18 protein-coding genes and 1 pseudogene are annotated in these 23636 nt (G+C 40.5%); 8 read left to right on the top strand and 11 right to left on the bottom strand.

The genetic code is table 11. The annotated features are described in order from the left end of the window. Positions 1-12 precede the first annotated feature (12 nt). Together deoB and deoD are read left to right on the top strand one after the other, a co-directional pair. On the top strand, positions 13-1236 hold the full coding sequence (gene deoB / locus EAE92_RS02790; protein ID WP_214066964.1) for a phosphopentomutase: 1224 nt from the start codon (positions 13-15) through the stop codon (positions 1234-1236). 76 nt (positions 1237-1312) lie between these two features. Next, complete coding sequence (gene deoD, locus EAE92_RS02785; RefSeq protein ID WP_036811781.1) at positions 1313-2029, top strand: purine-nucleoside phosphorylase; 717 nt, start codon at positions 1313-1315, stop codon at positions 2027-2029. 89 nt (positions 2030-2118) lie between these two features. On the opposite strand, the gene EAE92_RS02780 is transcribed toward deoD, so the two are convergent. Both EAE92_RS02780 and EAE92_RS02775 read right to left on the bottom strand, forming a co-directional pair. Then, on the bottom strand, positions 2119-3273 hold the full coding sequence (locus EAE92_RS02780) for a trans-sulfuration enzyme family protein (RefSeq protein WP_214066963.1): 1155 nt from the start codon (positions 3271-3273) through the stop codon (positions 2119-2121). A gap of 17 nt (positions 3274-3290) precedes the next feature. After that, a complete protein-coding gene (locus tag EAE92_RS02775; protein WP_214066962.1) occupies positions 3291-4658 on the bottom strand; it encodes a pyridoxal-phosphate dependent enzyme in 1368 nt (455 codons plus the stop codon). 463 nt (positions 4659-5121) lie between these two features. On the opposite strand from EAE92_RS02775, the gene EAE92_RS02770 reads away from it, so the two are divergent. Then, positions 5122-9609 (top strand): hypothetical protein, encoded by a 4488-nt coding sequence (locus EAE92_RS02770; protein ID WP_214066961.1) that lies wholly within the window; start codon positions 5122-5124, stop codon positions 9607-9609. Positions 9610-9611: 2 nt separating this feature from the next. Continuing rightward, positions 9612-11657 carry a hypothetical protein gene (locus EAE92_RS02765; RefSeq protein WP_214066960.1) on the top strand — a complete coding sequence of 682 codons (2046 nt, stop codon included), beginning with the start codon at positions 9612-9614 and terminating at the stop codon, positions 11655-11657. A 95-nt stretch (positions 11658-11752) separates the two neighbouring features. Here EAE92_RS02765 and EAE92_RS02760 read toward each other — a convergent pair whose 3' ends face one another. Both EAE92_RS02760 and EAE92_RS02755 read right to left on the bottom strand, forming a co-directional pair. Next, the gene (locus EAE92_RS02760) at positions 11753-12172 is read right to left on the bottom strand and encodes a type II toxin-antitoxin system VapC family toxin (RefSeq protein ID WP_040150443.1); all 420 of its coding nucleotides are present in this window, start codon (positions 12170-12172) and stop codon (positions 11753-11755) included. Beyond that, positions 12169-12423, bottom strand: a complete 255-nt coding sequence (locus EAE92_RS02755; RefSeq protein WP_040150445.1) for a FitA-like ribbon-helix-helix domain-containing protein — start codon at positions 12421-12423, stop codon at positions 12169-12171. Before EAE92_RS02755 ends, EAE92_RS02760 begins: the two co-directional genes overlap by 4 nt. A gap of 1827 nt (positions 12424-14250) precedes the next feature. Between EAE92_RS02755 and EAE92_RS02750 the strand changes: the two genes are divergently transcribed. Continuing rightward, a complete protein-coding gene (locus tag EAE92_RS02750; RefSeq protein WP_052105826.1) occupies positions 14251-14715 on the top strand; it encodes an avidin/streptavidin family protein in 465 nt (154 codons plus the stop codon). A gap of 110 nt (positions 14716-14825) precedes the next feature. Continuing rightward, entirely contained in the window at positions 14826-15017 is a 192-nt protein-coding gene (locus EAE92_RS02745; protein ID WP_214066959.1) for a hypothetical protein, read from the top strand. On the opposite strand, the gene EAE92_RS02740 is transcribed toward EAE92_RS02745, so the two are convergent. The 5 genes and pseudogenes from EAE92_RS02740 to EAE92_RS02720 form a co-directional block, all read right to left on the bottom strand. After that, the gene (locus EAE92_RS02740; RefSeq protein WP_214066958.1) at positions 15009-15245 is read right to left on the bottom strand and encodes a hypothetical protein; all 237 of its coding nucleotides are present in this window, start codon (positions 15243-15245) and stop codon (positions 15009-15011) included. The two genes, EAE92_RS02745 and EAE92_RS02740, sit on opposite strands and share 9 nt — an antisense overlap. A 155-nt stretch (positions 15246-15400) precedes the next feature. Then, positions 15401-15886: a hypothetical protein gene (locus EAE92_RS02735; RefSeq protein WP_214066957.1), complete on the bottom strand. Its 486-nt coding sequence runs from the start codon at positions 15884-15886 to the stop codon at positions 15401-15403. Beyond that, a pseudogene (locus EAE92_RS25175) lies at positions 15886-18480 on the bottom strand (VENN motif pre-toxin domain-containing protein); the annotation flags it as partial. The pseudogene EAE92_RS25175 and the gene EAE92_RS02735, both read right to left, overlap by 1 nt. A gap of 131 nt (positions 18481-18611) precedes the next feature. After that, complete coding sequence (gene cdiI / locus EAE92_RS02725) at positions 18612-18980, bottom strand: ribonuclease toxin immunity protein CdiI (protein ID WP_214066956.1); 369 nt, start codon at positions 18978-18980, stop codon at positions 18612-18614. Positions 18981-18991: 11 nt separating this feature from the next. Further along, positions 18992-19369 carry a CdiA family toxin C-terminal domain-containing protein gene (locus tag EAE92_RS02720; RefSeq protein ID WP_214066955.1) on the bottom strand — a complete coding sequence of 126 codons (378 nt, stop codon included), beginning with the start codon at positions 19367-19369 and terminating at the stop codon, positions 18992-18994. 184 nt (positions 19370-19553) lie between these two features. Between EAE92_RS02720 and EAE92_RS02715 the strand changes: the two genes are divergently transcribed. Beyond that, a protein-coding gene (locus tag EAE92_RS02715; protein WP_281422744.1) for an IS5 family transposase occupies positions 19554-20392 on the top strand; the annotation gives its coding sequence in 2 pieces (ribosomal slippage) (positions 19554-19896 and positions 19896-20392; 840 coding nt in all). Here the strand turns inward: EAE92_RS02715 and EAE92_RS02710 are convergent. Beyond that, a complete protein-coding gene (locus tag EAE92_RS02710) occupies positions 20385-21977 on the bottom strand; it encodes a VENN motif pre-toxin domain-containing protein (protein ID WP_281422743.1) in 1593 nt (530 codons plus the stop codon). The two genes, EAE92_RS02715 and EAE92_RS02710, sit on opposite strands and share 8 nt — an antisense overlap. Here EAE92_RS02710 and EAE92_RS25170 point away from each other — a divergent pair. Further along, positions 21954-22094: a SymE family type I addiction module toxin gene (locus EAE92_RS25170; RefSeq protein WP_339959342.1), complete on the top strand. Its 141-nt coding sequence runs from the start codon at positions 21954-21956 to the stop codon at positions 22092-22094. The genes EAE92_RS02710 and EAE92_RS25170 overlap by 24 nt on opposite strands. A gap of 60 nt (positions 22095-22154) precedes the next feature. Here the strand turns inward: EAE92_RS25170 and EAE92_RS02700 are convergent, their stop codons facing one another. Then, positions 22155-22757 (bottom strand): hypothetical protein, encoded by a 603-nt coding sequence (locus EAE92_RS02700; RefSeq protein ID WP_214066954.1) that lies wholly within the window; start codon positions 22755-22757, stop codon positions 22155-22157. Between the last annotated feature and the right edge of the window lie 879 nt (positions 22758-23636).

The raw sequence follows: 23636 nt of genomic DNA, 5'->3' as shown, positions 1-23636 counted from the left end.
AGGAGAAAATTTATGAAACGAACATTCATCATGGTATTGGATTCTTTTGGCATTGGCGCCAGTGAAGATGCCGAAAAATTTGGTGATAAAGGATCTAACACTTTGGGGCACATCGCGGAAGCGTGCGCCCGTGGTGATGCTGATGTCGGTCGCAAGGGGCCTCTGTATTTGCCGAACTTAAGCCGTTTAGGTTTAGGCAAAGCGACAGAGGAGTCCTGTGGAACTTTCCCTGTAGGTTTGGATAAAGACGCGGACATTATTGGCGCTTACGCTTACGCCAGTGAACTCTCTTCCGGTAAAGATACACCGTCAGGTCACTGGGAAATTGCCGGTGTCCCGGTGCTGTTTGACTGGGGTTACTTCAAAGATGAAGAGAACAGCTTTCCGCAGGCATTGTTGGATAAACTGGTAGAACGCGCAAATCTGCCCGGTTATCTCGGTAACTGCCACTCTTCTGGTACGGTTATTCTGGATAAACTGGGTGAAGAGCATATGAAAACGGGTAAACCGATTTTCTATACCTCTGCTGACTCGGTATTCCAGATTGCTTGTCACGAAGAGACTTTCGGTTTAGATCGCCTGTATGAACTGTGTGAAATCGCCCGTGAAGAGTTGACTGATGGTGATTACAATATTGGTCGGGTTATTGCGCGTCCATTTATTGGAGACAAGGCGGGCAACTTCCAGCGTACCGGTAATCGTCATGACTTAGCTGTAGAGCCGCCTGCTCCTACCATACTGAAAAAATTGGTCGATGAGAAAAATGGCGAGGTTGTTTCTATCGGTAAAATTGCCGACATCTATGCGAATGTCGGCATTACGCAAAAAGTAAAAGCGACCGGCATCGATGCACTATTTGACGCGACGCTGGTGGAAATGGAAAAAGCGGGTGACAACACCATCGTATTTACTAACTTTGTCGATTTCGACTCTTCTTATGGTCATCGTCGTGATGTTCCGGGTTATGCGGCGGCATTGGAACTGTTTGACCGTCGTCTGCCTGAAATGCTGAAACTGGTGAAAGATGATGACATTTTAATCCTGACTGCCGACCACGGTTGTGATCCAACGTGGTCTGGTACTGACCATACTCGTGAGCACATTCCGGTGCTGATTTATGGACCAAAAGTACAACCTGGTTCATTAGGGCATCGTGAAACTTTTGCTGATATTGGACAGACAGTCGCTGAATACTTTGAACTGTCGCCAATGGAATATGGCAAATCAATGCTCTGAACCTACTTACTGGCTGCTTTTGGGCAGCCATATATTACTAAAATAACCATTAAATAAAAAAATAAGGAATTTAATTATGGCCACGCCTCATATTAATGCTGAGATGGGTGATTTTGCAGACGTTGTTCTGATGCCTGGCGATCCATTACGTGCGAAATATATTGCTGAAACTTTTCTGGAAAATGTACGGCAGGTAAACGACGTACGCGGCATGTTGGGGTTTACCGGTACTTATAAAGGCCGCCCGATTTCTGTGATGGGGCATGGTATGGGTATCCCATCCTGCTCTATCTATGCGAAAGAACTGATCACCGATTTCGGCGCTAAAGTCCTCATCCGTGTCGGTTCCTGTGGTTCAGTACGTCAAGATGTTCAATTGCGTGACGTAATTATTGGTATGGGGGCATGTACTGATTCCAAAGTTAACCGTATACGTTTTAAAGATCACGATTTTGCGGCAATTGCTGATTTCGATCTGGTCCGTAACGCGGTTGATGCTGCTAAAGCAAAAAACATCAATGTGCGTGTAGGTAACATCTTCTCGGTAGAGCTGTTCTATACACCTGATCCACAACTGTTTGATGTAATGGAACAATATGGCATTCTGGGCGTAGAAATGGAAGCCGCGGGTTTTTACGGTGTTGCGGCTGAATATGGCGCAAAAGCGCTGACTATCTGTACCGTTTCTGACCACATCCGTACTCATGAAAAACTGACCGCCGAGGAACGCCAGACAACTTTCAATGAAATGATTGAAATTGCCCTGGAGTCTGTTCTGTTGGGTGATAAATAATTCTGGTTCTACATTTGCTTTTGATTGCATAAAAAGAGCCGCTTTTTATTTAAATGCCAGCCAGTTAAAAAAATTGGCTGGCATTGCTCTTATTGAGAGGCTTTTTCCAACGCCTGAGCTAAATCGGCGATGAGATCCTCTGCGTCCTCTATACCTACAGAAATACGTATCAACTGTGGTGTAATCCCGGAAGCAAGGCGTTTTTCTAATGGAATAGACGCATGAGTCATACTAAATGGTTGGCCGATCAGACTCTCCACTCCGCCCAGACTTTCTGCCAATGTAAATAGCTTTAGCTCTTGAATTAACCGGCGGGCATAATCATCATCACCTTTTAAGTGAACAGAAATCATACCGCCAAAACCCTTCATTTGACGTTTCGCCAGTTCATGCTGTGGATGGGAAACTAGGCCGGGATAGAAGACGGTTTCAATCTGAGGCTGCTGTTCCAGCCAGTGTGCGATCTTTGATGCACTGTCGATGTGACGCTGCATACGCAGCGCGAGTGTCCGCATGCCGCGCAGTACCAGGAAACTACTAAATGGATCGAGCACGCCGCCGACAGAGTTTTGCAGGAAACCAAGTTTTTCTGCTAGCTCTGCATTTTCTCCGACGACAGCCAGCCCTGCGATCACATCAGAGTGACCGTTCAAATATTTAGTTGCGGAGTGCACAACGATATCAAATCCCAGATCAAGTGGGCGCTGGAGATACGGCGAGGCGAAAGTGTTATCCGCCACACTAATAATACCGTGGCGTTGCGCTATCTGTGCGATAGCCGCCAGATCAGCCAGTTTCAGCAACGGATTGGTGGGGGTTTCTACCCAAATCATTTTTGTGTCGGGACGAATAGCTGCTTCAAGGCCGGTAATATCATGGGCTTCCACGTAAGTGACACGCAAACCGGCGGTGCGGCTACGTACTCTTTCGAGTAGCCGATAGGTGCCGCCGTACAGATCATCGACGGCCACCACATGGCTATCCTTATCCAACAATTCTAGCACCGTGGAACTGGCAGCCAGCCCTGAACTAAAAGCGTAGCCTCGGCTACCGTTTTCCAGTTCGGCTATCGCGCTTTCTAGTGCGTCACGTGTTGGATTGCCGCTGCGGGAATATTCATAACCCGTGTGTTGGCCGGGGGCGAATTGGGCGTAAGTCGAAGTGGCATAAATTGCCGGCATTACTGCGCCAGTGTGATCCGGTGTATAGCCAGCGTGAACAGTTTTAGTATCAAACTTGGTCATAGAATCATTCCTAAAAATCAATTAAGTTGCTGACGCCATGCATTCAGCACATCTGTGCGCGTTACCAGCCCAAGGAAACGGCCATTATCGACAATTAACGCTACATGTCCGGCGTCGAAAGTTGTCATCAATTGTTGCAGAGAAGCGTTCTTATCTAGAGTTTTCACCTGATGGGTCATAGCGTGACTAACGGGCAGGCTGAAATTGAGTGGATCAGCCTGAACGGTATGCATCAAATCCCACTCGTCGATAATACCGACCACTTGCTCTCCTTTCAGCACCGGCAATTGTGAAATTTCATATAAGCGCATGCGGGTATGAGCGGTTCTTAACGTATCTTCTGGCGATATAAAAACCGTAGCGCCATCCTGATAGCGATAAGTAATATAGTCGCTGAGATCGTGCTGCGGCACACGAGATTGGAATCCCTGCTCTAGCATCCAATAATCGTTAAACATTTTTGACAGATACTTATTTCCACTGTCACATGCTAGCGTAACCACACGTTTGGGAGTGCTCTGCGCACGGCAGTAGCGCAGCGCGGCGGCAAGCAAGGTACCGCTGGAAGAGCCTGCCAGCACACCTTCCTTTAATAACAGATCACGGGCGCTGGAAAAAGCTTCTGCATCGCTGACACGGTATGCGTGGCGCACGCGACTAAAATCGCCCAGAGGAGGGACAAAATCTTCACCGATGCCTTCTACCTGCCAGCTTCCGGCTTCACCATATTTACCGTGTTCGATATAGTCCACCAGAATAGAACCATTTGGGTCTGCCAGAACAAACTCAGTTTCCGGCGAAACTTGAGCGAAATAGTGACTCAAGCCGCCAAGCGTACCGCCGGACCCGACACCGATCACCACTGCATCGACATTGTGGTCCATTTGCTGCCAGATTTCCGGTCCGGTAGTGGTCGTGTGTGCTGCTGAGTTAGCTGGGTTGTTGAACTGATCGATATAAAAAGCACCGGGGATCTCTCGCGCCAGACGTAGGGCGTAATCTTGATAATACTCTGGATGACCTTTGCTGACATCAGAACGGGTAAGACGTACATCGGTACCCAGTGCACGCAGATGAAACACCTTCTCCCGGCTCATCTTATCTGGAACGACCAGAATCAATTTATAGCCTTTCAGAGCGGCGACTAGCGCTAATCCAATGCCGGTATTGCCGGCAGTAGCTTCGATAATCGTACCACCGGGTTGAAGTAACCCTTGTCTTTCCGCCTGCTCGATCATGGAAAGAGCGACGCGATCTTTAATAGAGCCACCGGGATTTTGATTCTCCAGCTTAATAAATAATTGACACGGACCGGTATTCAGATGCGTTAACTCCAGCAATGGGGTATTGCCAATCATATCGAGAACAGAGCGTGATGTGGTCATATCATATCCAGATAATCCGTTGTATTCAGATAGTTATGGAGGATAACTCTGTATATGTATTTGTTTGAAAGAATGAATAGCAACCATATATAGCCAAAAGTAATATATTAGTTTTATTTTAGATGTTAAGAAGTATAGACGTTTAGATTTCCCGACTTATTAAAGAGTGAGGTAAATGAAACCATTTAATTTACAATCAGGAGCTAATCAGAATAAAAACGATGATTTTTATCAGCAAATTATACTTCGATAACTTAGTTATTAATCTAAGAAGCATTCTGGTTTTTAAGATATTCCATGAATAAGATGATAGCTATTTTCATCTTATTTACTTTTAGACTCTGTTATGATTTTAAAATAACATCCTCCTGTTTTCTTCTGTCCTCTGTATTTACTCTGGAAAGTTATATGCATTTTGTGTAGAGTTTGATCGTGCAAAAATAAAACAGAAGAGATTTCATGAATGAGGTGGTCTGAAACCTTAAAAGAAAAACTTTTTGATATTGCGTATGGGAAATTGGAGTTATTTAAGAGATTAGACGGTGTTATTGATGAACATGCTGAGATCTTGGAGGATATCAGACAAGATCTTAAACATGATGAAGCGACAGCTATTGCTATTATGTTTGAACTTGCAAAGATGGGATTCCTATATCAAAGAAGTAGAGATAAGGCACGCAAAGTCGCTTTGCCGATGAAGGACAAAACAGCTTCTAAAGACGATTTTACATTATGTGTATCTTATAAAACGTTAACAAAGAGAGATAAAGAGGCGTTTTTAGAAGCTAATCAACTTTTTGGAGCGGGATGGTTGGTAAATGACGTTGTTGCTCACTTTTCTCAGCAATTAAATCGATCGAAAAGAAACATTATACAAGAATTGTATCGCCAAAAATTGATTATTCTCTTAGATGGGGAATATCAGCCATATGGCATGGTTCATAAGTCACAACAATCTAGCCTTGCTAATTACTTAGCAAATAAGAGAGCGCCACAGCATTTGAAAGATGACATTAATACATTAAGAGCTAGATTATCTGAACTTTATAACGTATATCAAAATAATAGTCCGAAACTGGTGTTTTCAAATGACGGAACGGGTTTTGGTAAGAGCTATGGAGTACTTAATCGTTACATTGAATCGGTTGCTGTTAATGCGAAAAACAGTGATTTTACTAATTTTCTATTTGTTACTCCCCAGAAAGCACAGATTGATTTTGACAAGAAACTGATTAAAAAGGCGAAGAAAAAAGGCATTGAATTTCTTGGTCTTTACAGCCAGGAAGATCTGAGAGACTTGAACTTTGTAAACTGGGTTGAAGATTGCAATGGAAAGATTATTGAGAATAGAGAACGTTATTTAACATGGGAAAAAAGAGCGAAAAGCTCACCGCTAGCATCGAAAGCCAATAATTTAGCTATTATTGTTAGAGCGATAGAGAGTATTGAAAAGCAAATTCTAATACAAAAACAGCAAGGTGATGACTTTGATCTTATTCAGGATTATGAAGATCAGCTTAAAAAGTATAAATCTAACTTAACGAGGGTGATTGATGAGTTATCTGAGGCTGCTTTAAACCGACAAGAGTCGGCCGTTAATCTACCTGCTATTATGGGAGCAGAGAACAAGATTGAACTGTTGCGTAAAGAAATTATCTTTCATTGTATACCAATGGCGGCAGCGATGGTTTCGCCCTGTATTCTGCTAGCAACGACTAGCAAATTTGACAAGCCGATTAAAATGCCACGGATAAATAGGGGAGGTAAATATATTGTAAAATCGATACCTTTTGATTACTTAATTGGTGGAAAAAAGAAACTTACAAACAATACATTAAGTGCTTTTTTAGAATCCCCTGTTGCAGAACAAATTGAACATTTAAAGACAGATTTTTTTAAGATCGACGACGAAAACTATTTTAGAAAACACAATATCAGTTTTACATTAGTGATTGATGAAGAACATGAGGCTTACCGAATTTTTTCAAATTCGCGTAGTGTGAATTTAATTGATAATAAAGTACAACTTGTTCATGTTTTTGCGGTAACTTACCGTCTATTACAACAAGTGAAAGATATTGATGTTGCTAAGATGTCATATTTACCTTTTTTCTCTGAGAAAAATGAATTTATTCATGATATCAAGGCGTATTTAGAAAAGAATTGCGAGCTATCTTTAGAAGGTACTATTGAACAAAACTTGGAGTCTTTACTTAAACTTTTTTCTGGCAATATCGATTTTGTTCAAATTAAGGGTGATGATATTGAACAAGTCATTAATATTACCAGAAATGTATTTAGTTTTTCTCCTAAACGTTTTTTTAATGAAGAATCACTAAAGAAAGTGAAAATTGAATTTGTGCATAGAGGAAGTGGTTGTCAACTATATTATTCTACGGATAATCGAGATAAAAATCCTTCTCTTCACGATACTTATCAACTTGCGATGGTAGTATTGGCTGCTGCCGCGAAGATTTCCAGCCGTTCACAATTTGCGAAATCACTTAAACAGGCGGGGGATAGTAGTCAAAACTTTTTGATGTATAAATTTATACAGAAAGCAGGAAAAATCAGGAATGAGCTGGAACAAATGTTTGATCATCCTGCTTCGGAAGAAATGTTGATTTCTCACTTTTATACATATTTTCAGTCTAAAACTGTATTTACCATAGAACGGATGAAAGAGTTAGAGTTTCAAGACGAGACATTAAGTCATCTCACGTATATAAATTTTACTCTTGATCTTATTAAAGAGCAGCCCGAAGTGGCTTTGCTCCGTAGTCTCTATAACACAAGAAATAGCGTAATTTGCCTCAGTGCGACGACAGGTTTTGCTGAAACCTATTCAGGGCAATATAATCGTAATTTCTTACGACGATTTTGCTCTGGTAAACCAAATAACTTAGCTATTCAAATCATTGAGCGAAATGGTACTGATATTGCGTTATTGGCTTCTCTGCGGGATAAACGAGCGGAACTGAGAACTATCGACTTTGGTATATTTAATTCAGATCTTCCTTTATTTGATTTTTGCCAGGATTTTGATGAGAGTTTTAAAATAAAATTTAATTTCCTTAGGAACGAGCTTTACGGTTTGGATAAAAATTTTAAAAAGAGTTTAAATAACTACCAAAAAATAGAGTTCGAACGCCAGCTTTGTTCTATGCTCCTTGCTGCTTATCAAGGTAAGCATACGATGAGTTTAGCATTGAGTAATCGTTTTCAGCGCAAATTGAAAAAATATTTTTCCAGATCAGAAGTAAAAATCAAGAATATCAAAAAAGTACATAATTCATGGAAAATATTTGAGTATTTACCTTTTGCAAATAAACCTAAGATCTGTGTGATTTTATTTGATGCGGAATTACGTAAAGAGTGTAATATTAGAGACTTCATCCATGTAAAGGATAAAAATACGAAAGTTGTATTACTCTCCTCTTATAAAAGTGCCGGTACAGGGTTAAATTATTTTCTTACTTATCCAGAAGAAGGTGGGGATTTATTTGAAGAAGATTTTGAGCGTTTAGTATTAACGAGTGCGCCATTCTGGAGTGCAATCATTAAGGATGAAAAAACAAATGATAGGACACTCCACTCATTACAAAACTATCTGTTGTTAATGAAACGATGTTCTGATTCAGATGAGGAAAAATTTCTAAAGGATTTTGATATCAATTTATCAAGTGGTGAAGATTACCGGTTCTTAATGCGTGAGCATATGATTTCTAAACTAAAAGATTTAATGCAAGCTATTGGACGTGTGGAGCGTAAAGATACGAAGATAAATACAGAGATATTTATTCCAAATAGTGCTGTAGAGGATGGAATAGTTCTGTTTAATCAATTTACTCGAGTTAAAAAAAATCGTCCGATATTAGAGAGTATGTCTTTATTAAATCATCATTTTATGCGGCTATGCGAAAAAGAAAGAATGATGTGTAGTTTTAAATCATGTGAAGAGAGAGAATTATTTGAGGAAAAAATAGCGAGAAATTCGGCTTTACTTAAAGAGTTTTTTGAAGATTTTGTTCCAGAGGTGCTCTCCGTTGCAAGGAAAGATAATGCCGAAGCGATTATATTCAATGAACATCTTAGATCTATTGAAAGTTTGATATCGCCATCAAGTTATGTAAAAAGACTGAAATCAAATCCCCATGTCAAAAAATACCAGGCAATGATGGAGGCGGTTGATGCATTATATATTGATATATCTACTACTCCACAGTTGAAGTTAAGTATTAAAAATCTTGAAGATGGGATAGTAACGTTAACTGATATTGAACATGGTTATTCAATATATCATCCTAAAGAGTGGATATTTTCAGGTATTGGTAATCGAATTGATGGTAGAAAAGATGAACATGTCACACATCTTTTAAAAGAAATTGCAATTATAAGCAAGAATGTGTTTAAAGATTGTATTCCACATCCTTTTTTCATTCCATTGCTCAAAGGGAATATTGGTGAGTATTTATTTACCCTACTTTTAGATAGGCAACATAATTGTCAGCCAATAGATCCTAAATTATTGAGTGAAAAAATAGGAAAAAAAGCTTATGAATTGTTTGATTTTTATATTGAGGCGGATAAACATTTAATTTGTGTTGATACAAAGAATTGGTCATCTACTTTAGATAAAAGATATCAATCGTTGAAAACGCATAATAATGCTCAAGGAAAAGCTGAAACTATTTTAAGTTATATTGATAATAAATATGAATCAGTTAAGTTCGTATATTTAAATACTCGCATGGAAAATAATCCATTAAATCTTGAGCAAGAAATATCTCCGGATAGTAAAATTTATTATCTTAACTTATTTAAAGAGTACTTTGGGTATGAAAATAAAAAGCAAGATTATGACCAAGATTTTCGTATAGGTCCAGGAAGTAAGTTAGTTAAAGAAGTTCGTATTAATAAACAAATTTTAAATTTATTGCAAGGTGATTGATAATGATAAAGTTAGCTGATATTGCTAAGGATTGCTCTGGCGTTTCTCCTGTTGCTAAAACTAATATTTTAGACATTGACGGGAGTATTTCTGGTAATATAGAGAAGCTATTTGAAGTAGATGATGGGAGTGGATTATATATTACTCATGGTCAAAAGAGCTTTGTTAAAGAAAAGGGAGAAAGAGACAAAGACTTCTATGCTAAAGTAGATAAGGAAATACAAAAAATCATAAGGAAAAAATTAAATTTAAATCCATCAGAAAAAGTGTTTTACGATAGTTTTTGGAGTAGTAAAGCAGTTCACTTTTTTTATCTTTCCGACCAGGAATATGACAGAAAAGGGTTTATTGATAAATTTGAAGAAAATAGCAAATTTTTATGCAATGTTTTTTCTGCGATTGTGGGATTGCATATTAAAAGAATTTTTCTAAAAGAGCTTGAAGAGAATTATAAAATAAAGCCTGAATTTTATAATTCACGAATTTATTTATCAGCAGAAAAACGTGGTAATATAATTGATTCTTTTTATCCGCGTTTTTATTTCACTTATCAAAAAGAGTTAGTTGTAAATTTACATAGAAAGGCTTTTAGAATTGAAAAAAAAATGGACTCATACAATGTGGATTCATACAACACAGAAGAAATTCAATTATTATTTAGAACTAAAGAAAATAATTTTCAGGTAACAGATAATATCAATACCAATGAACACTCTGAGAAAAAATTCATGCGATTCATGAAAGGATATCGAAATAGTAAAAATTATGTTCAAAATTTGATTATACAAAAAATAAAAGAACTACTAAATCATGCTGAGATCTCTTTTAGTGAAAGATACTTTAAGGCTGATTATATCCTTCATGACTTTATCACGGTTAATAAAAATTTATTACATCCTCTGGTATTAATAGATGCCAGAATTACAAAGCATTCTGCTGATAGTAAATCCAAAATGTTTTTGGAAAAAGATATTAAGGAAGTATTTGAACTAAAAAAATTAACTTATTCCTCTGCTAAAGATTTTAATGCATTGGATAAAAATAAAAACTATTTGGTTCTTAATTCATTGGATGGTGGAGCTAAAACCAGTATATTGGTCAAAGGTGAAATTAAAAACACGACATGGGATGCATTTAAGCATGTTGGAGAAAAGGGAATAGAAGATGCTGAATTGGATTACTATTCGGAATTAAAACACCATAGGTTTGAAGCGCAAGGTGAAACAGTTATTCAGGGCATAAATTTAGATGATAATATTGTGGAAAACGATAGGGAGACCGGCCTGGAAAAACTAAGCAATAAAATACGTACAAAAATCCAAAAAATCAAGATTGAACTTTGGCTAAAAGAAAGAGTTTTCAAAGAGAAAAAAATTGAAAATATTGACCTTCCAGATTTAAAGATAACTCTTGTATATATTAGGATTCCAGAAGAATATAAGAAAAATAAGGGAATACTTGCTTCAATAGTTGATGTTAATATTCATAATAAAACGCTTTTCATCAATGAACATTCACTTGTAAAGAGTAAGACGGCCCTTGAGGAAAAATGTGAATTTATGAAGAAAATATCAAGTCTTTATAATGATTCTTTTTATTTATTTGATAATGTTGAAGAAATTATTCTTAGCCGATATCACTCGGATAGAATTCCCAGGATCATCGGTAATCAGAAAATAGATAATATTGAATATGCTTTGGAAGATGAAAATTTAGTAAATAGAGGATGTAATCCGATTGAAACAGTTTTGCCCTATTACTTAGCGCCTAAACAGAATAGTCAGTATGAACATATTTATCTTCAACCGAGGGGAGATGATTTATTATATTTTGTATCACCTTGTAATTCACCTCGTCAAACGATTGCAAAAGAGAACTTAATTTATAATATTTTGACTATGGATAAAGAGGGTAAACAGATAAATGCTATGGAACAAAATATCACATCTATTTTCCTACGTTCTTTTACCAATGATATATTAAGGTTAAGGGAAGTCAGTAAAAGCTCTTTATTTGAGAAAATAGCTAAGATATACATTGAAAACTAAGTGGAAATTAAAAGATTTTCTCCGAAAAAGCGGAAGGATTACACCGGCGGCACCGAGGCTATGCTAAAAGTCACGGTGCCAAATAAAGTTGCCTGCTAATTCTCCCAGGGATTGATCACGTTCACACCAGCTGCCTCGAACGGGCTAACATCTCGTGTGGCAACTATCATGCCATTTGCGGCGGCAGTTGCAGCGATATATCCATCTGCCACGCTGATTGCCAAACCGGCGATCCGGGCTTTTGCCATAAGTTCACTATAAGATTGTGACGCTGACATGTCGAATGATAATACACGTCCGGTGAACAAGGGTAATACCTGCTTTTCCAGGTTCTCCTGCAATTTATCGCGGCGTTTCCCTATGGGCAGTGAAGCCAAACCAAAGCGCAGTTCGGCTACGGTTATTGCCGACAGATATAGGGTTTCAATCGGTTGTGCGTCTAGCCACTTAATGACACGTGATTCAGGAGCCTGACGCAGTGGTTCCGAAATCACGTTAGTATCCAGTATAATCATTCAAAATTCATCGGGTTAGCAGGAATTTTGTCACGTATTTGCTCAATGGCTGTAAACTCCTCATCGGTTAACTTGGATTGGCGGCCAATCTCAGCTAGCATCGATCCTAACTTGATCCGACCTTCGGCTTTTACGGATTCTTCCAGAATGGCGCGTACTTCGGCTTCAGCACTGCGGCCATGAATAGCAGCACGTACTCGTAAAGCACGGTGTACTTCATCAGGGATGTTCCTGACAGTCATCATTGCCATAATTCATCTCCTATATTTGCATACAATGCATTCAATATAATAAAATGAATACAGATTGGCAAGCAACCTCATAGATAAACGGGAGAGGGCCTTCTAGTTAAACGGAAACGTGTTTTATTCACATAGTTTATGAAGTTTTTCCTGTTTTCTGTGATTTTCATTTAATTAAGGAAAAAACATAATGAACTATTCTCAAAAGGATTTTTAACATCATCAGCTAATCTTTGAAAAACCTTAGTGTTTACATATCCCTGAACTGATTCAAAACATTTAACAGGATTAACCGGATTTTAAAAATGATTTAAAAAATGGGTTTTGATCTTAATACCATCAGTTGATCTGTTACCTTCTATGGTTTTAAACCTGAAAAATAAAATACAGGAAAAGGAAAAACGAGAAAACTGAATGACAATTTAATGAAAACGGGGAGGGTAAATGGGGGCTATAAAACGTAAATACCATTCATTAAATCTTTTCTAGCGATCGTAAAATCCTTTTTATCGGTGATTAATCAGCTAAGGGGTAAAAAAACAGGTACTCTATTAATGCCAGATTTTTAAAAGGCATAGAGTGATTACGGCCATAACCATTTGAAAATACGAATGCGGATAGATTAGAGGTATTATATAACATATTGATTTAAAGTGATAAATTCCACTTTTTGGCAGAATGGTTAATGACATTTAATCGAAATCCATTAACCATTAACGGAAAGTTAAAAAGAAATCAGCACGATAGGGAAAGTTTTTAATGAACTGAAAATTAGATGTTTTCTCCACCGTCATTTTAAGACTTAAGCTATAAAAATAATGCAATAAAAAAGAGATAAAACGGTTAAATTGGCAGGATTTAAGCTTTTTTAAAAAAGAGGGTTTATCCGAGAAAACATCAAGAGGTATCTTTAATGTCGTCAGGCTATTTACTGGCTGATTTATAAAAACTACTCAGGATTACCAGTAAAATAGAGTCAGTGAAAATAAAATGCGGAAAAGGTAAAAAAACTGTTGAAATCTTATATCGATTAAAACTGGAGATTAAAAAATGACTTTTAATAGTATTAAAACCTTCCCATCATAAATCTTTCAGTGAAAAACAAGAAAAAAATGGTTTTGTTAATATTCATATTCATGGAAAAAAGGAAGGTAATCATATGAATAATTTAATCAGACAATCTATTTTCCCAAAGGAATGGATTTTAATAACGTTTTTAAATGGTATAAACTTTGCCATAAACCAGTTAAATAATCGGTAATAAAAAAGTTCAAATGAATGATTTAACAGAATACAAGTCTGGTTAATTGCGGTGTTATTATTTTTAATTTATTATGTAAAGCTGTAAAATACTCTGGATTAAACGGCTTTACATTGTTTTAATCAGTCTAGCCTACGATTTGATTTAAACTATGCTGCTTTTTATGTCTTTAATGTGATCTAGGATTAAAATCAATTAACGCACATTATATTCAAAAATATTAAAAAAATAAACTAAGGTAATAAATTCATAAAACTATTTTCAGATTAAAAAGAGTGATTTTTTATTATTTTTTATGTGGTGAAACATATTTAATCGCTAAAAAAATCAATGTTTCATTCCGACTGTGGAAAAAATAATTTTCTAATTAAATAAAACCATTCCGCCATTATTTATATAATAAATTACTCTACATAATATATATTTATCAGTGTGTCATTAGATTATAAAACCATATATATCAGCAAATTAATTTTCTTCAACAAAACAACACGAAAGATAAAAGATATGAATTATACTTATCATTGTCATTAAGACACCAAAAAAAGTTCAATCATACTTAGTGGAGAGGACCTATGTTACTTGAAGAAATAATTAGAAAATCTGTCGCGACAAAGGGAATGATCGGCTTAGATAACATAGATAATAACAATGTGGACATATCAGGAAAATGGGCTAACGAACTTGGTTCTACAATAGAAATTATACAACCAAATAAAAGCGTATTTTTTACAGGTAAATATATTAGCGCTGTAAGCGCCGGAGGAGGTTCAACGACAGGAAGTATCACAGGGAACATATGTGGAAACCTCATTGTCTTTCTTGTGAATTGGGATGAATATGCTGCGATAACTTCATGGGTAGGTCAAATTGATATAAATTCACCTTTCATTGTAACAACGCAGCCAACAACGGCTAAAAATAGTTTTCCAGAAAAAATTACTACCTTATGGATGATGACCAGTAGACCTGATGATATTAAAGACCAATGGGCATCAATAAACTCAGGAACGGATACATTCCATAGAATAAACAAATAAAACTTAATCTCCCCGCCGCCGTGCGTTGAGGAATACCCAGAAAAAAATGGGGCAGGCATAACGTGATGTGATCTACTGATAGTGCCAATAATTTCAGCGAGATAACCGCTATGCCTGTTCGTCAAGCCACTGTCGTGTTGACCAGAGGGACATCACTGACATTGGCTAGGATCGGGCGATTTTTGCCGGGGCGGACTCAGGTTAAAAACAAAGTAAAACGTGTATATCGTCTGTTGGGGAGTGCGTCACTTCATAATGATATTCCCCTGATTTTTAACCGTATTATCTCGGTGTTAACCTGACAACCCTCCTTGTGCGTGATTGCCGTTGGCTGGGGTGTTAAAGTGTGTTTCATGACGAGCTTTATCAGCAGTGGTAATGGTGAGCTGATTGCCTACGGCCAGATTAACATCCTGAGTGTCGCCACTGAGCGTAGTGCTCTGAGCCTGACGTTTATGCACCTCATCGTGGGTTTTGACGGAGGATTTGGAGAGTAAGCCTTTACTGGTCTGTCTGCTGTGTTCTACCAAGTTTAATGAAGCAGTACCCACTTAAAATGTGAGCGAATGCTTCCTGTACTTCTTCATGGATAACTTCCCCCTACTTGTTGGGTGTCCAACTTTCGGGGGTAGTTCATTCAGGCTGGGATCTGTAATTAACATTTATATTTGAACTAGAATTAATTTCAAATCGGTTCTTTCGATATTAAAAATTCCTTTTCAAACAATGAATAACGACTATCCAATAATTCCTTAGTAAAATCATCTTCAGATACCAATTCATCATAGCGTTTCTTAACATTAGTAATAAGTTCCGCTGAAAAATGATCTCTGAATGGTGTATTGCTATATTCAAATAGTCCAATCATGGCTGCTCCTAATACAGGGGCAGCCATAATTAAGACATTTTTTCGAACATAATTAAGGCTATATTCTTTGTTTAAATCAAATAAATGTAAAAGACATCCCGAATCAAGGAAAGCATCACCTACCCCTGGAGATTCTAAAATAAGCTTACAATATTGTTCACATAATGCCTCATCAACAGCGAATAAATTGATAAGTGCCTCAGACGCCTCATCTTCAGGATTATCAAAAGAATGAATATCAAGATAACCATTCTCTATATAGCTATCTAATTGTTTTTTTAATTTATTTGCATCTTTTTTCATCACTTTGGTTCCTTAAATCTTCCGGTTGTCACTGTAGAAAGACGTTTTGATCCATCAGGTAGAATTGTCCATACTGCTTTTATGCGAACAGATTCATCATTGCCATTTCTGCTTTTCAATACGATAGAAGTCCAACGATTTTCTGGTGTGGCCGTTTTCGCTGAATCGAGCAATTTATTCATTATCAATGTATTATTTTCTTTCGTGTCATGAATACCTATTATCTCTAAATCTTTAGCCATCGTACGAGAACGACCAATGCCTTCTATATGCTTTTGAATTTTCTTCAATTCGTCTGCCTTAGTGGGGTCTTTAGCAAAAGCTCTTTGGTTATCTCTTTTCTCATTTATCAAGACCATTTCACGAGCTTTCAGAGCTTCTAAATCTCCAGCAGCTTTACCTCGCAGCCATGATTCAATTTTGCTAACAGGGATGCTGGCGTCACCTTTTACGGCAGTAATATGCTCTTTACCGTGCATATCAGGAAGTGACTTAATTTCAAAAGTCTTATTCGCATGTTTTACATTTTGGGTATTAGGTGTTTTTGACTCGCTATTTCCTGCATTACCTTGCTGATTTGCAGATGAGTTAGTCCTTTTTGCCTCTGCATTTCCAATCTGGTTATGCGGTGTTTGCGCGGTTTCAGTGCCCGAATGATTCACCGGTTTAGTAGCAGATTCTGGGGTACCTTGTGACTGAGGCTTTTTCCCGGCTATCCCCAGCCCAATCATCCCGCTGCTGCCCACTTTTGGTATTATACCAAACTGTTCTGCGAACTCCTTGCCTTCAACAACCTTCTTTACCACATCTGGCAGCGACTGGTAAATCGCCTGGGCGCTTTCCGCATTTTCCGCCTGCACAAAGCGGTTTAACTGTGTCATCTCCTCATTGCTAAGGCTGGAGAAGAACGAAGTCCGGTTCAGGCCACTGGCGGCGTCTGTTCCCGAGTTCATCATTTCCCAGACGGACACCACACAGCCCGGGTTATGGGAGCAGTCATCCGAGACACCTTCCTGACGGTTTTTCTCGCTACGCTCCTTAAACTTGTCGTAAATCACCTGCTTGTTTGCGCCAGTCTTCTCCGCTTCCAGCAGTTCTTCTTTCAGTTCGTGGACATCTTTGGCTGTCAGGAAATTATTCTCCACCGCATTCTTCCCGGCCTGGGCACCGGTAACGGCGCTGCCGGTGGAGTCACCGGCAATTCCACCCGCTAGCCCTGCCGCCAGGGTGGAGAGGGTGCTGATGGTCTGTTTTTCCTCTTCACTTAAGTCACTGACTTTAACATTTTCACCATGAATATGCTTCATCAGTTCTCGTGCGGCCAGTTCACCGGAAGCCGCTCCTGCCGCGCCCGCCAGCGCATTGTTACCACTGACTTCGGCGGCCACTGCCCCCAGAATGGCATGGGCCAGAGTATTGGTGACGACATCGACTTGATGGGTTTTCGGGTCGGTAGTCAGGTCTTTAATCACCCCGGCCAGGTAAGGGGAAGCGCCGCCTGCCAGCGCCTGACCAATATTTCCGCCCGCGAGTCCCTGAATAGCTGCGGTAGCCGCCTGTAAAGCGGTGTGGTATTTCCCTCCGGTGCCAAGACCGGACTCATTCAATGCCTGGTTATAGGCGGTCTTGTAAATCTGGTCTTTAATTTGCTCAGGCGTAATGTTGGTTTTGCCTGCGTTTTCCAGTTTCTTTCGGGCCGCTTCTCTATCCGGGTCACTGATATTCTCCAGTTTAGCGTTGGCCGCTTTGGTGGCGATAATGGCCCCTTCGGTACTGGCGATATCAATTACCTGTGCGCTGATTTCGCCAATCAGCTGGGCCTGTCTCAGTCGTTGTTGCTCTTTCTCTTTATCAAAGATAGGACTGAGAGCGTTATTAGCCTGGTCGGTATCCCGGCTGAGGGTGGTGATATCCTGTTGCTGGTTGTCTTTATCCCGGATAATCAGGGCACCGTTACTGACTGCGGCATGGGTGGTGCTTTGGGCATGGCCTTCCCGGTTAGCGCCGCCCAGGGTATTGGCCGCCATATTACTGAGTAACATGCCGCCTACTGAGCCGCCAGTGCTGATACTCACGCTATGGTGTTCGGTTTTAAAATCCGCTTTGTTTTTGATATCGCCAAAGCCCAGAGTGCCGGTGTCGAGGGTGTTTTTGTCTTTGTCTGCGGTACTGGCAATGACTGCGCCGTCAAGCTGGGTGTGTTCACCTACTTTGACTTCATAGCCGCCTTTACCGGCAAACAGTCCAGTTTGCTCTTGTACGGAGTCAAAGTTGCTGTGGATTTTGTCGCGGCTGGCGCTCAGGTTCAATGAACCGCCTGAACCCGGGCCGACATTGGCACTGATGCCGGCACTGACGTTTTGTTGCTTCATATCGTAGCGGTTGCTGTCCTGCTCGCTGCTGAGTGTCAGGTGTCGTTTGACGTCGGCGGTAATCTGTTCGCCACTGACCTGAGCGCCTTTGAGCGTCGCATCCCGACCGGCGTTGAGGGTGACGGTTTGCCCCGCATCCAGCGTAGTTTCATTATGGCTGACGCCGTTGCCGCTTTCTCGGCCTTTGCCGCGGTTGGTACTGATGGAGAGATTGAGGCCGGTAGTAATACGGGGTGGCTTTATTCTTAAACTTGAGCGAATTCTTCCTGTACTTCTTCTTCATGCAGAACTTCCCCCTACTTGTTGGGTGTCCAACTTTCGGGGTGCAGTTCACTTGAGCTGGGATCTTGATGTTAACAAGGCATTTTGGCTAGCAAGGCGTTAATTTTATCTTTATCTTCTGGATGTCGATAAAGATACTTTTTACAGGCTAAACGAACATATTTGTAGCATATCTCTTCGCTGACGATCACTTCATCATCATCATCATCTGGAGAATAACCATATATAAACATCACGCCTTCAAACCTATCCTCTTCATAATAGCTATTCATATTGGGAAAATGGCAGTAAGAACCATCTGTACTTAAAGCCCCTTTTTTAGATAATAATTCGATAGCCTCTAAAAAATGTCCATCATTGTACATTCGATCAAAATAACTTTTCACTATCCAGTGAGGGTCTGAATGATCATATGGCTGTCCGAATAGTTCTTGATTCATAATAAGTTCCCTTACTTTGGATGGAAGTTATTTACTCGCCCGGTTGCCGGATCTAAATAAACTCTAAATTCAATACCGCCCGCTTTAGCATCGTATGCCTGTTTTCCGCTAGATATTGCTTCCTTATACCCACTCGCAGCAGCTTGCTGACCCAACTCCAACATTTTTTTATCTGAATGAATCTTAGGATCATATATTGTTTTCACAAATGGTTGCAGATCTGGTCCCATTCCTTTAAGGCCCGTAATATTACCTTCGCGATCTTTAGTTGGAATTAGATAACTGACTTGGATGATTCCTTTCACTCCTGTCGATTCTTCTTTCACAATTTTGATCTGCTTTTCTATGCCAGCTGCATAAAATTCATCAGCATTATGTGCACCTTTCATTCCTTTCTTTTGAGTAAAGCCATCAAGCTTAGCTAAATGGATCTTCTGCTCAGGATTAAAGTTTATACCCTCTGGGTAATTTGTTTTTCCGGCTACCTCAGACTGAGTACCTTTGCTAGGCTGTGTCCCGCAATAGGCTGAGATAGAATAATCCCCTGGTTCTGACTTTCGGAAAAAACCTGTTATGGCTCGTTACGACCTTCCTGATGAAGCATGGGAGTTACTGCTCCCCTTATTGCCCCCTGAACATTCTCAACGGCCGGGACATCCTTATGTTGAACACCGCCGGGTTATCAACGGCATGTTTTGGGTACTATGTTCCGGTGCCCCCTGGCGGGATTTACCCGAACGTTATGGTTCCTGGAAAACCGTCTATAACCGCTTTAATCGGTGGTCAAAATCGGGGATCATTAATCTCATTTTCAATAAGTTATTGTCAATACTGGATGAACAAGATTTGGTTGATTGGTCAGCCATATCACTGGATGGCAGTAACATTCGTGCGGCACATTGTGCGGCTGGTGCCCAAAAAAACATCCCGATGTCACCGCAGACCATGGCCTGGGTCGCTCTCAGGGTGGTTATGGTTCCAAAATCCATCTGGCTGTCGATGGAAAAGGTCATCCACTGAATGTGGTACTCAGTGCAGGTCAATATCACGAAAGTCAATATGCAGTACGCCTGCTGGATGGTCTGGGTATTCAGCGTAAAAAGGGTTTTATGAAACGTCGTTCAAAAGCGGTGATTGCTGATAAAGGTTACTCCAGCCACGTATTACGTAACCGGTTAAAAAGTCAGGGAATAAAAGTGATAATTCCCTATAAATCAAACGAAAAAGCGCGGTCAGATGGACGGGTTAAATTCGACCATAAAACGTACCGAAGAAGAAATGTTGTAGAAAGATGTTTTGGTCGACTCAAAGAGCATCGTCGCATCGCCACCCGTTATGAAAAGACAGCAAGAAATTATATCACTATGGTGAAATTAGGTTGTATCCGCTTATTTCTTAAGGTCATTATTTAATTGAGGGACACAACCTAGTATTATTTTGCGATGATTTTGGTGACGACTTCGGCCCTTTGGCTCCCTCTATCACAATAGGCAGTGTCATCGCCATTGCAGCGGCAGTCTCCTGACTCATTCCCATTGCTTCAAAGCGTTTTGTCCAGCCGAGTTCGCCTACCTTGCCTGTAGTCGCCTGACCTAACGTATTCACCGCCGACAGGTAATTTCTGAACTCAACCGGCAATGTGCCATCCCGGTCCATATTTTTGAGGGTACGCTCAAACACCGGCCACTGATCAACCAGATAACCATACTTCTGCGCACACTGGTTCGGGTTGCTGTTACAGAAGTCCATCATTTCCTGCTGATTGTGGATATTGGTCTCCACCATATCCTTGATCACTTGTTTGCAGCTCTCGCCTTCACAGCTTCGGGCTTTATGTGCAAAACTGTCCAGCTCATTCACACTCAGATAGTTATTCTCAATAGCATTCTTCCCGGCTTGGGCGCCAGTGACGGCGCTGCCGGTGGAGTCACCGGCAATGCCGCCTGCCAGCCCTGCCGCCAGGGTGGAGAGGGTGCTGATGGTCTGTTTTTCCTCTTCACTTAAGTCACTGACTTTAACATTTTCACCATGAATATGCTTCATCAGTTCTCGTGCGGCCAGTTCACCGGAAGCCGCTCCTGCCGCGCCCGCCAGCGCGTTGTTACCGCTGACTTCGGCGGCCACTGCCCCCAGAATGGCATGGGCCAGAGTATTGGTGACGACATCGACTTGATGGGTTTTCGGGTCGGTAGTCAGGTCTTTAATCACTCCAGCCAGGTAAGGGGAAGCGCCGCCGGCCAGTGCCTGACCAATATTTCCGCCTGCGAGTCTCTGAATAGCTGCGGTAGCCGCCTGTAAAGCGGTGTGGTATTTCCCTCCGGTGCCAAGACCGGACTCATTCAATGCCTGGTTATAGGCGGTTTTGTAAATCTGGTCTTTAATTTGCTCAGGCGTAATGTTAGTTTTGCCTGCGTTTTCCAGTTTCTTTCGGGCCGCTTCTCTATCCGGGTCACTGATATTCTCCAGTTTGGCGTGGGCCGCTTTGGTGGCGATAATTGCTCCTTCGGTGCTGGCGATATCAATCACCTGCGCACTGATTTCGCCAATCAGTTGGGCCTGTCTCAGCCGTTGCTGCTCTTTCTCTTTGTCGAAGATAGGACTGAGAGCATTATTGGCATGGTCGGTATCCCGGCTCAGGGTGGTGATATCCTGTTGCTGGCTGTCTTTATCCCGGATAATCAGGGCGCCGTCACTGACCGCGGCATGGGTGGTGCTTTGGGCGTGGCCTTCCCGGTTAGCGCCGCCCAGGGTATTGGCCGCCATATTACTGAGTAACATGCCGCCTGCTGAACCGCCTGTGCTGATACTCACGCTATGGTGTTCGGTTTTAAAATCCGCTTTGTTTTTGATATCGCCAAAGCCCAGAGTGCCGGTATCGAGGGTGTTTTTGTCTTTGTCTGCGGATTTCAAAAGTCCGGCGCAGCTATTCAGGTGGGGTATACCAGCGCCCGCTAGGAAAATCGCAGCACGGGCGTGATCTGCTATTACAGCCAACATCCCAGTTTGCACCTCAAGGGCGGCTGGCTGGAGGAAGCCGGATTTACCACTGTGCAGGCGGTTAACATCACCGTTGAGCAGGAGCAGCTGATTATCCAGCTCGTTGAGAACAACTAAAAAGAAAATTCCTGCTAAACGTTTAATACCGCTCGCTACTATGCGAGCGGTATTTCTGAACTACATTTGTAACTTCCAAAAATTCATACCATCAACAAGCCAATACTGTTCCTTATCTGGTACTAATAGACCAAAATCGCTATTAGCTTGAGCATTCCAATCAGATGGTACTGTTGACTCATGGCTTCTATCCCAGTCAGTATGACGATATATTTTTTTATCGAAATTAATATAAAAGCTAGGTAGCCGCATTCGCCAACTATCCCATTCAGATGATACTACGTCTGTTAGAGTGGATAAATATTGCTCAACATAATCATAAAAATTAACAAGCAATACACTATCTTTGCCCGATATAAAGAATGATCTCATCCAATCAACAGAGTAAACAGCAACGTTATTTCTGTTTATGTAGTCTTTAAAACTCTCCTTAGTCAATATGGGAATACCATTTCTAAACGACCTGACAGCTTCATCATAAAGAGCCTCTTTCATCCATCCTTTATCTATGTAAGATTTGTATTCAGGTCTAATGTCAATACAGTAATTATCTTTACTATCAATAACATAATAATGATTGCCATCTAAAACAAAAATAGCTATATCCTTTTCACCGTTAAAAATGGCATCAAGGAGATTCTGATAATCATTTTCCAAATTCACGTAAAAATTCCTCTTTTGTTAGCACGCGACCTTTTGATGAATTTTGCTCTATTAACCTATCCCATACCTTCGGTAATTCGAGAGCTACACTTGGCTGACCTTTTGTCGGGTCCACTATTTTAGGCGCATTTTTGTCTCTTGGTACCCCAGGAATTGGCCTTTGAGGAATAGCGGCATCCATTATTTTTTTGTGAAGAGCTGCGTCCACTTCAAAAACAACTACAGTTCCATCTTGTCTTCTATTTGTAAGGTAATAAGCGGCATGATTTGCCCCCTTAGTACTAACACATAACTGCCCACTACAACCTGAATTAATAGTTACACTTCCGTCAGTATTTACGCTAATTCTGTTCTGACTCGTTTGTGTACCACTGCCTCCGCCCTCAACTCGGAAATAAGTCTCAGACGGCTGTTTTGTACTTTTTGCTGCATTATTTGGCTGACTTGCAGATGGGTTATTTCCTTTTGCTCCCACATTAGCAGTTTGGTTAGGCTGTACTGGTGTTGCTTCCGCTGGGGCACTCTTATTAACATTATTTTTTGATGATACAGGTGATGGTTTTGCCTGAATCTTATTATTGGCTGCGCCTCCAATAATCCCAGTTGCAGTCTCCAGCAACATCATGTTGCGCTGTTCTTCTTGCACATATTGCGCCGCATCTGCTTTGGATAAACCTGTGTTCTCCAGCTCCTTCTGACGCAATTCAGTATTAAAGAACCCGGAGAGTGGTCCACTACCGCCATTTAACCAGCTGCTCTGCTCTGAGCGGCCTATCTTATCATTGGCACGGTATCCCGATACCGCCAGTTCTTTACCCAACTCATGGTTGATGAATGCCAGTTCTTCGCGGCTCAACTCACCACTCAACGCCATCTGTT

It is taken from the genome of Photorhabdus hainanensis (genome assembly GCF_018448965.1).
Lineage (GTDB): Bacteria > Pseudomonadota > Gammaproteobacteria > Enterobacterales > Enterobacteriaceae > Photorhabdus > Photorhabdus akhurstii.
Note: the sequence above shows the minus strand (reverse complement) of the source record. Positions and strands in the feature narration are given on the sequence as shown.

What these genes read in the sequence shown, in the direction of transcription:
- EAE92_RS02770 (WP_214066961.1), top strand. Translation starts at nt 5,122, where the DNA reads ATGAGGTGGTCTGAAACCTTAAAAGAAAAACTTTTTGATATTGCGTAT.
- EAE92_RS02710 (WP_281422743.1), bottom strand. Translation starts at nt 21,977, where the DNA reads ATGTTGGCTGTAATAGCAGATCACGCCCGTGCTGCGATTTTCCTAGCG.
- EAE92_RS02765 (WP_214066960.1), top strand. Translation starts at nt 9,612, where the DNA reads ATGATAAAGTTAGCTGATATTGCTAAGGATTGCTCTGGCGTTTCTCCT.
- deoB (WP_214066964.1), top strand. Translation starts at nt 13, where the DNA reads ATGAAACGAACATTCATCATGGTATTGGATTCTTTTGGCATTGGCGCC.
- EAE92_RS02745 (WP_214066959.1), top strand. Translation starts at nt 14,826, where the DNA reads ATGCCTGTTCGTCAAGCCACTGTCGTGTTGACCAGAGGGACATCACTG.
- EAE92_RS02750 (WP_052105826.1), top strand. Translation starts at nt 14,251, where the DNA reads ATGTTACTTGAAGAAATAATTAGAAAATCTGTCGCGACAAAGGGAATG.
- EAE92_RS02735 (WP_214066957.1), bottom strand. Translation starts at nt 15,886, where the DNA reads ATGAAAAAAGATGCAAATAAATTAAAAAAACAATTAGATAGCTATATA.
- EAE92_RS02720 (WP_214066955.1), bottom strand. Translation starts at nt 19,369, where the DNA reads ATGAAAGGTGCACATAATGCTGATGAATTTTATGCAGCTGGCATAGAA.
- EAE92_RS02775 (WP_214066962.1), bottom strand. Translation starts at nt 4,658, where the DNA reads ATGACCACATCACGCTCTGTTCTCGATATGATTGGCAATACCCCATTG.
- deoD (WP_036811781.1), top strand. Translation starts at nt 1,313, where the DNA reads ATGGCCACGCCTCATATTAATGCTGAGATGGGTGATTTTGCAGACGTT.
- EAE92_RS02755 (WP_040150445.1), bottom strand. Translation starts at nt 12,423, where the DNA reads ATGGCAATGATGACTGTCAGGAACATCCCTGATGAAGTACACCGTGCT.
- EAE92_RS02780 (WP_214066963.1), bottom strand. Translation starts at nt 3,273, where the DNA reads ATGACCAAGTTTGATACTAAAACTGTTCACGCTGGCTATACACCGGAT.
- EAE92_RS02760 (WP_040150443.1), bottom strand. Translation starts at nt 12,172, where the DNA reads ATGATTATACTGGATACTAACGTGATTTCGGAACCACTGCGTCAGGCT.
- cdiI (WP_214066956.1), bottom strand. Translation starts at nt 18,980, where the DNA reads ATGAATCAAGAACTATTCGGACAGCCATATGATCATTCAGACCCTCAC.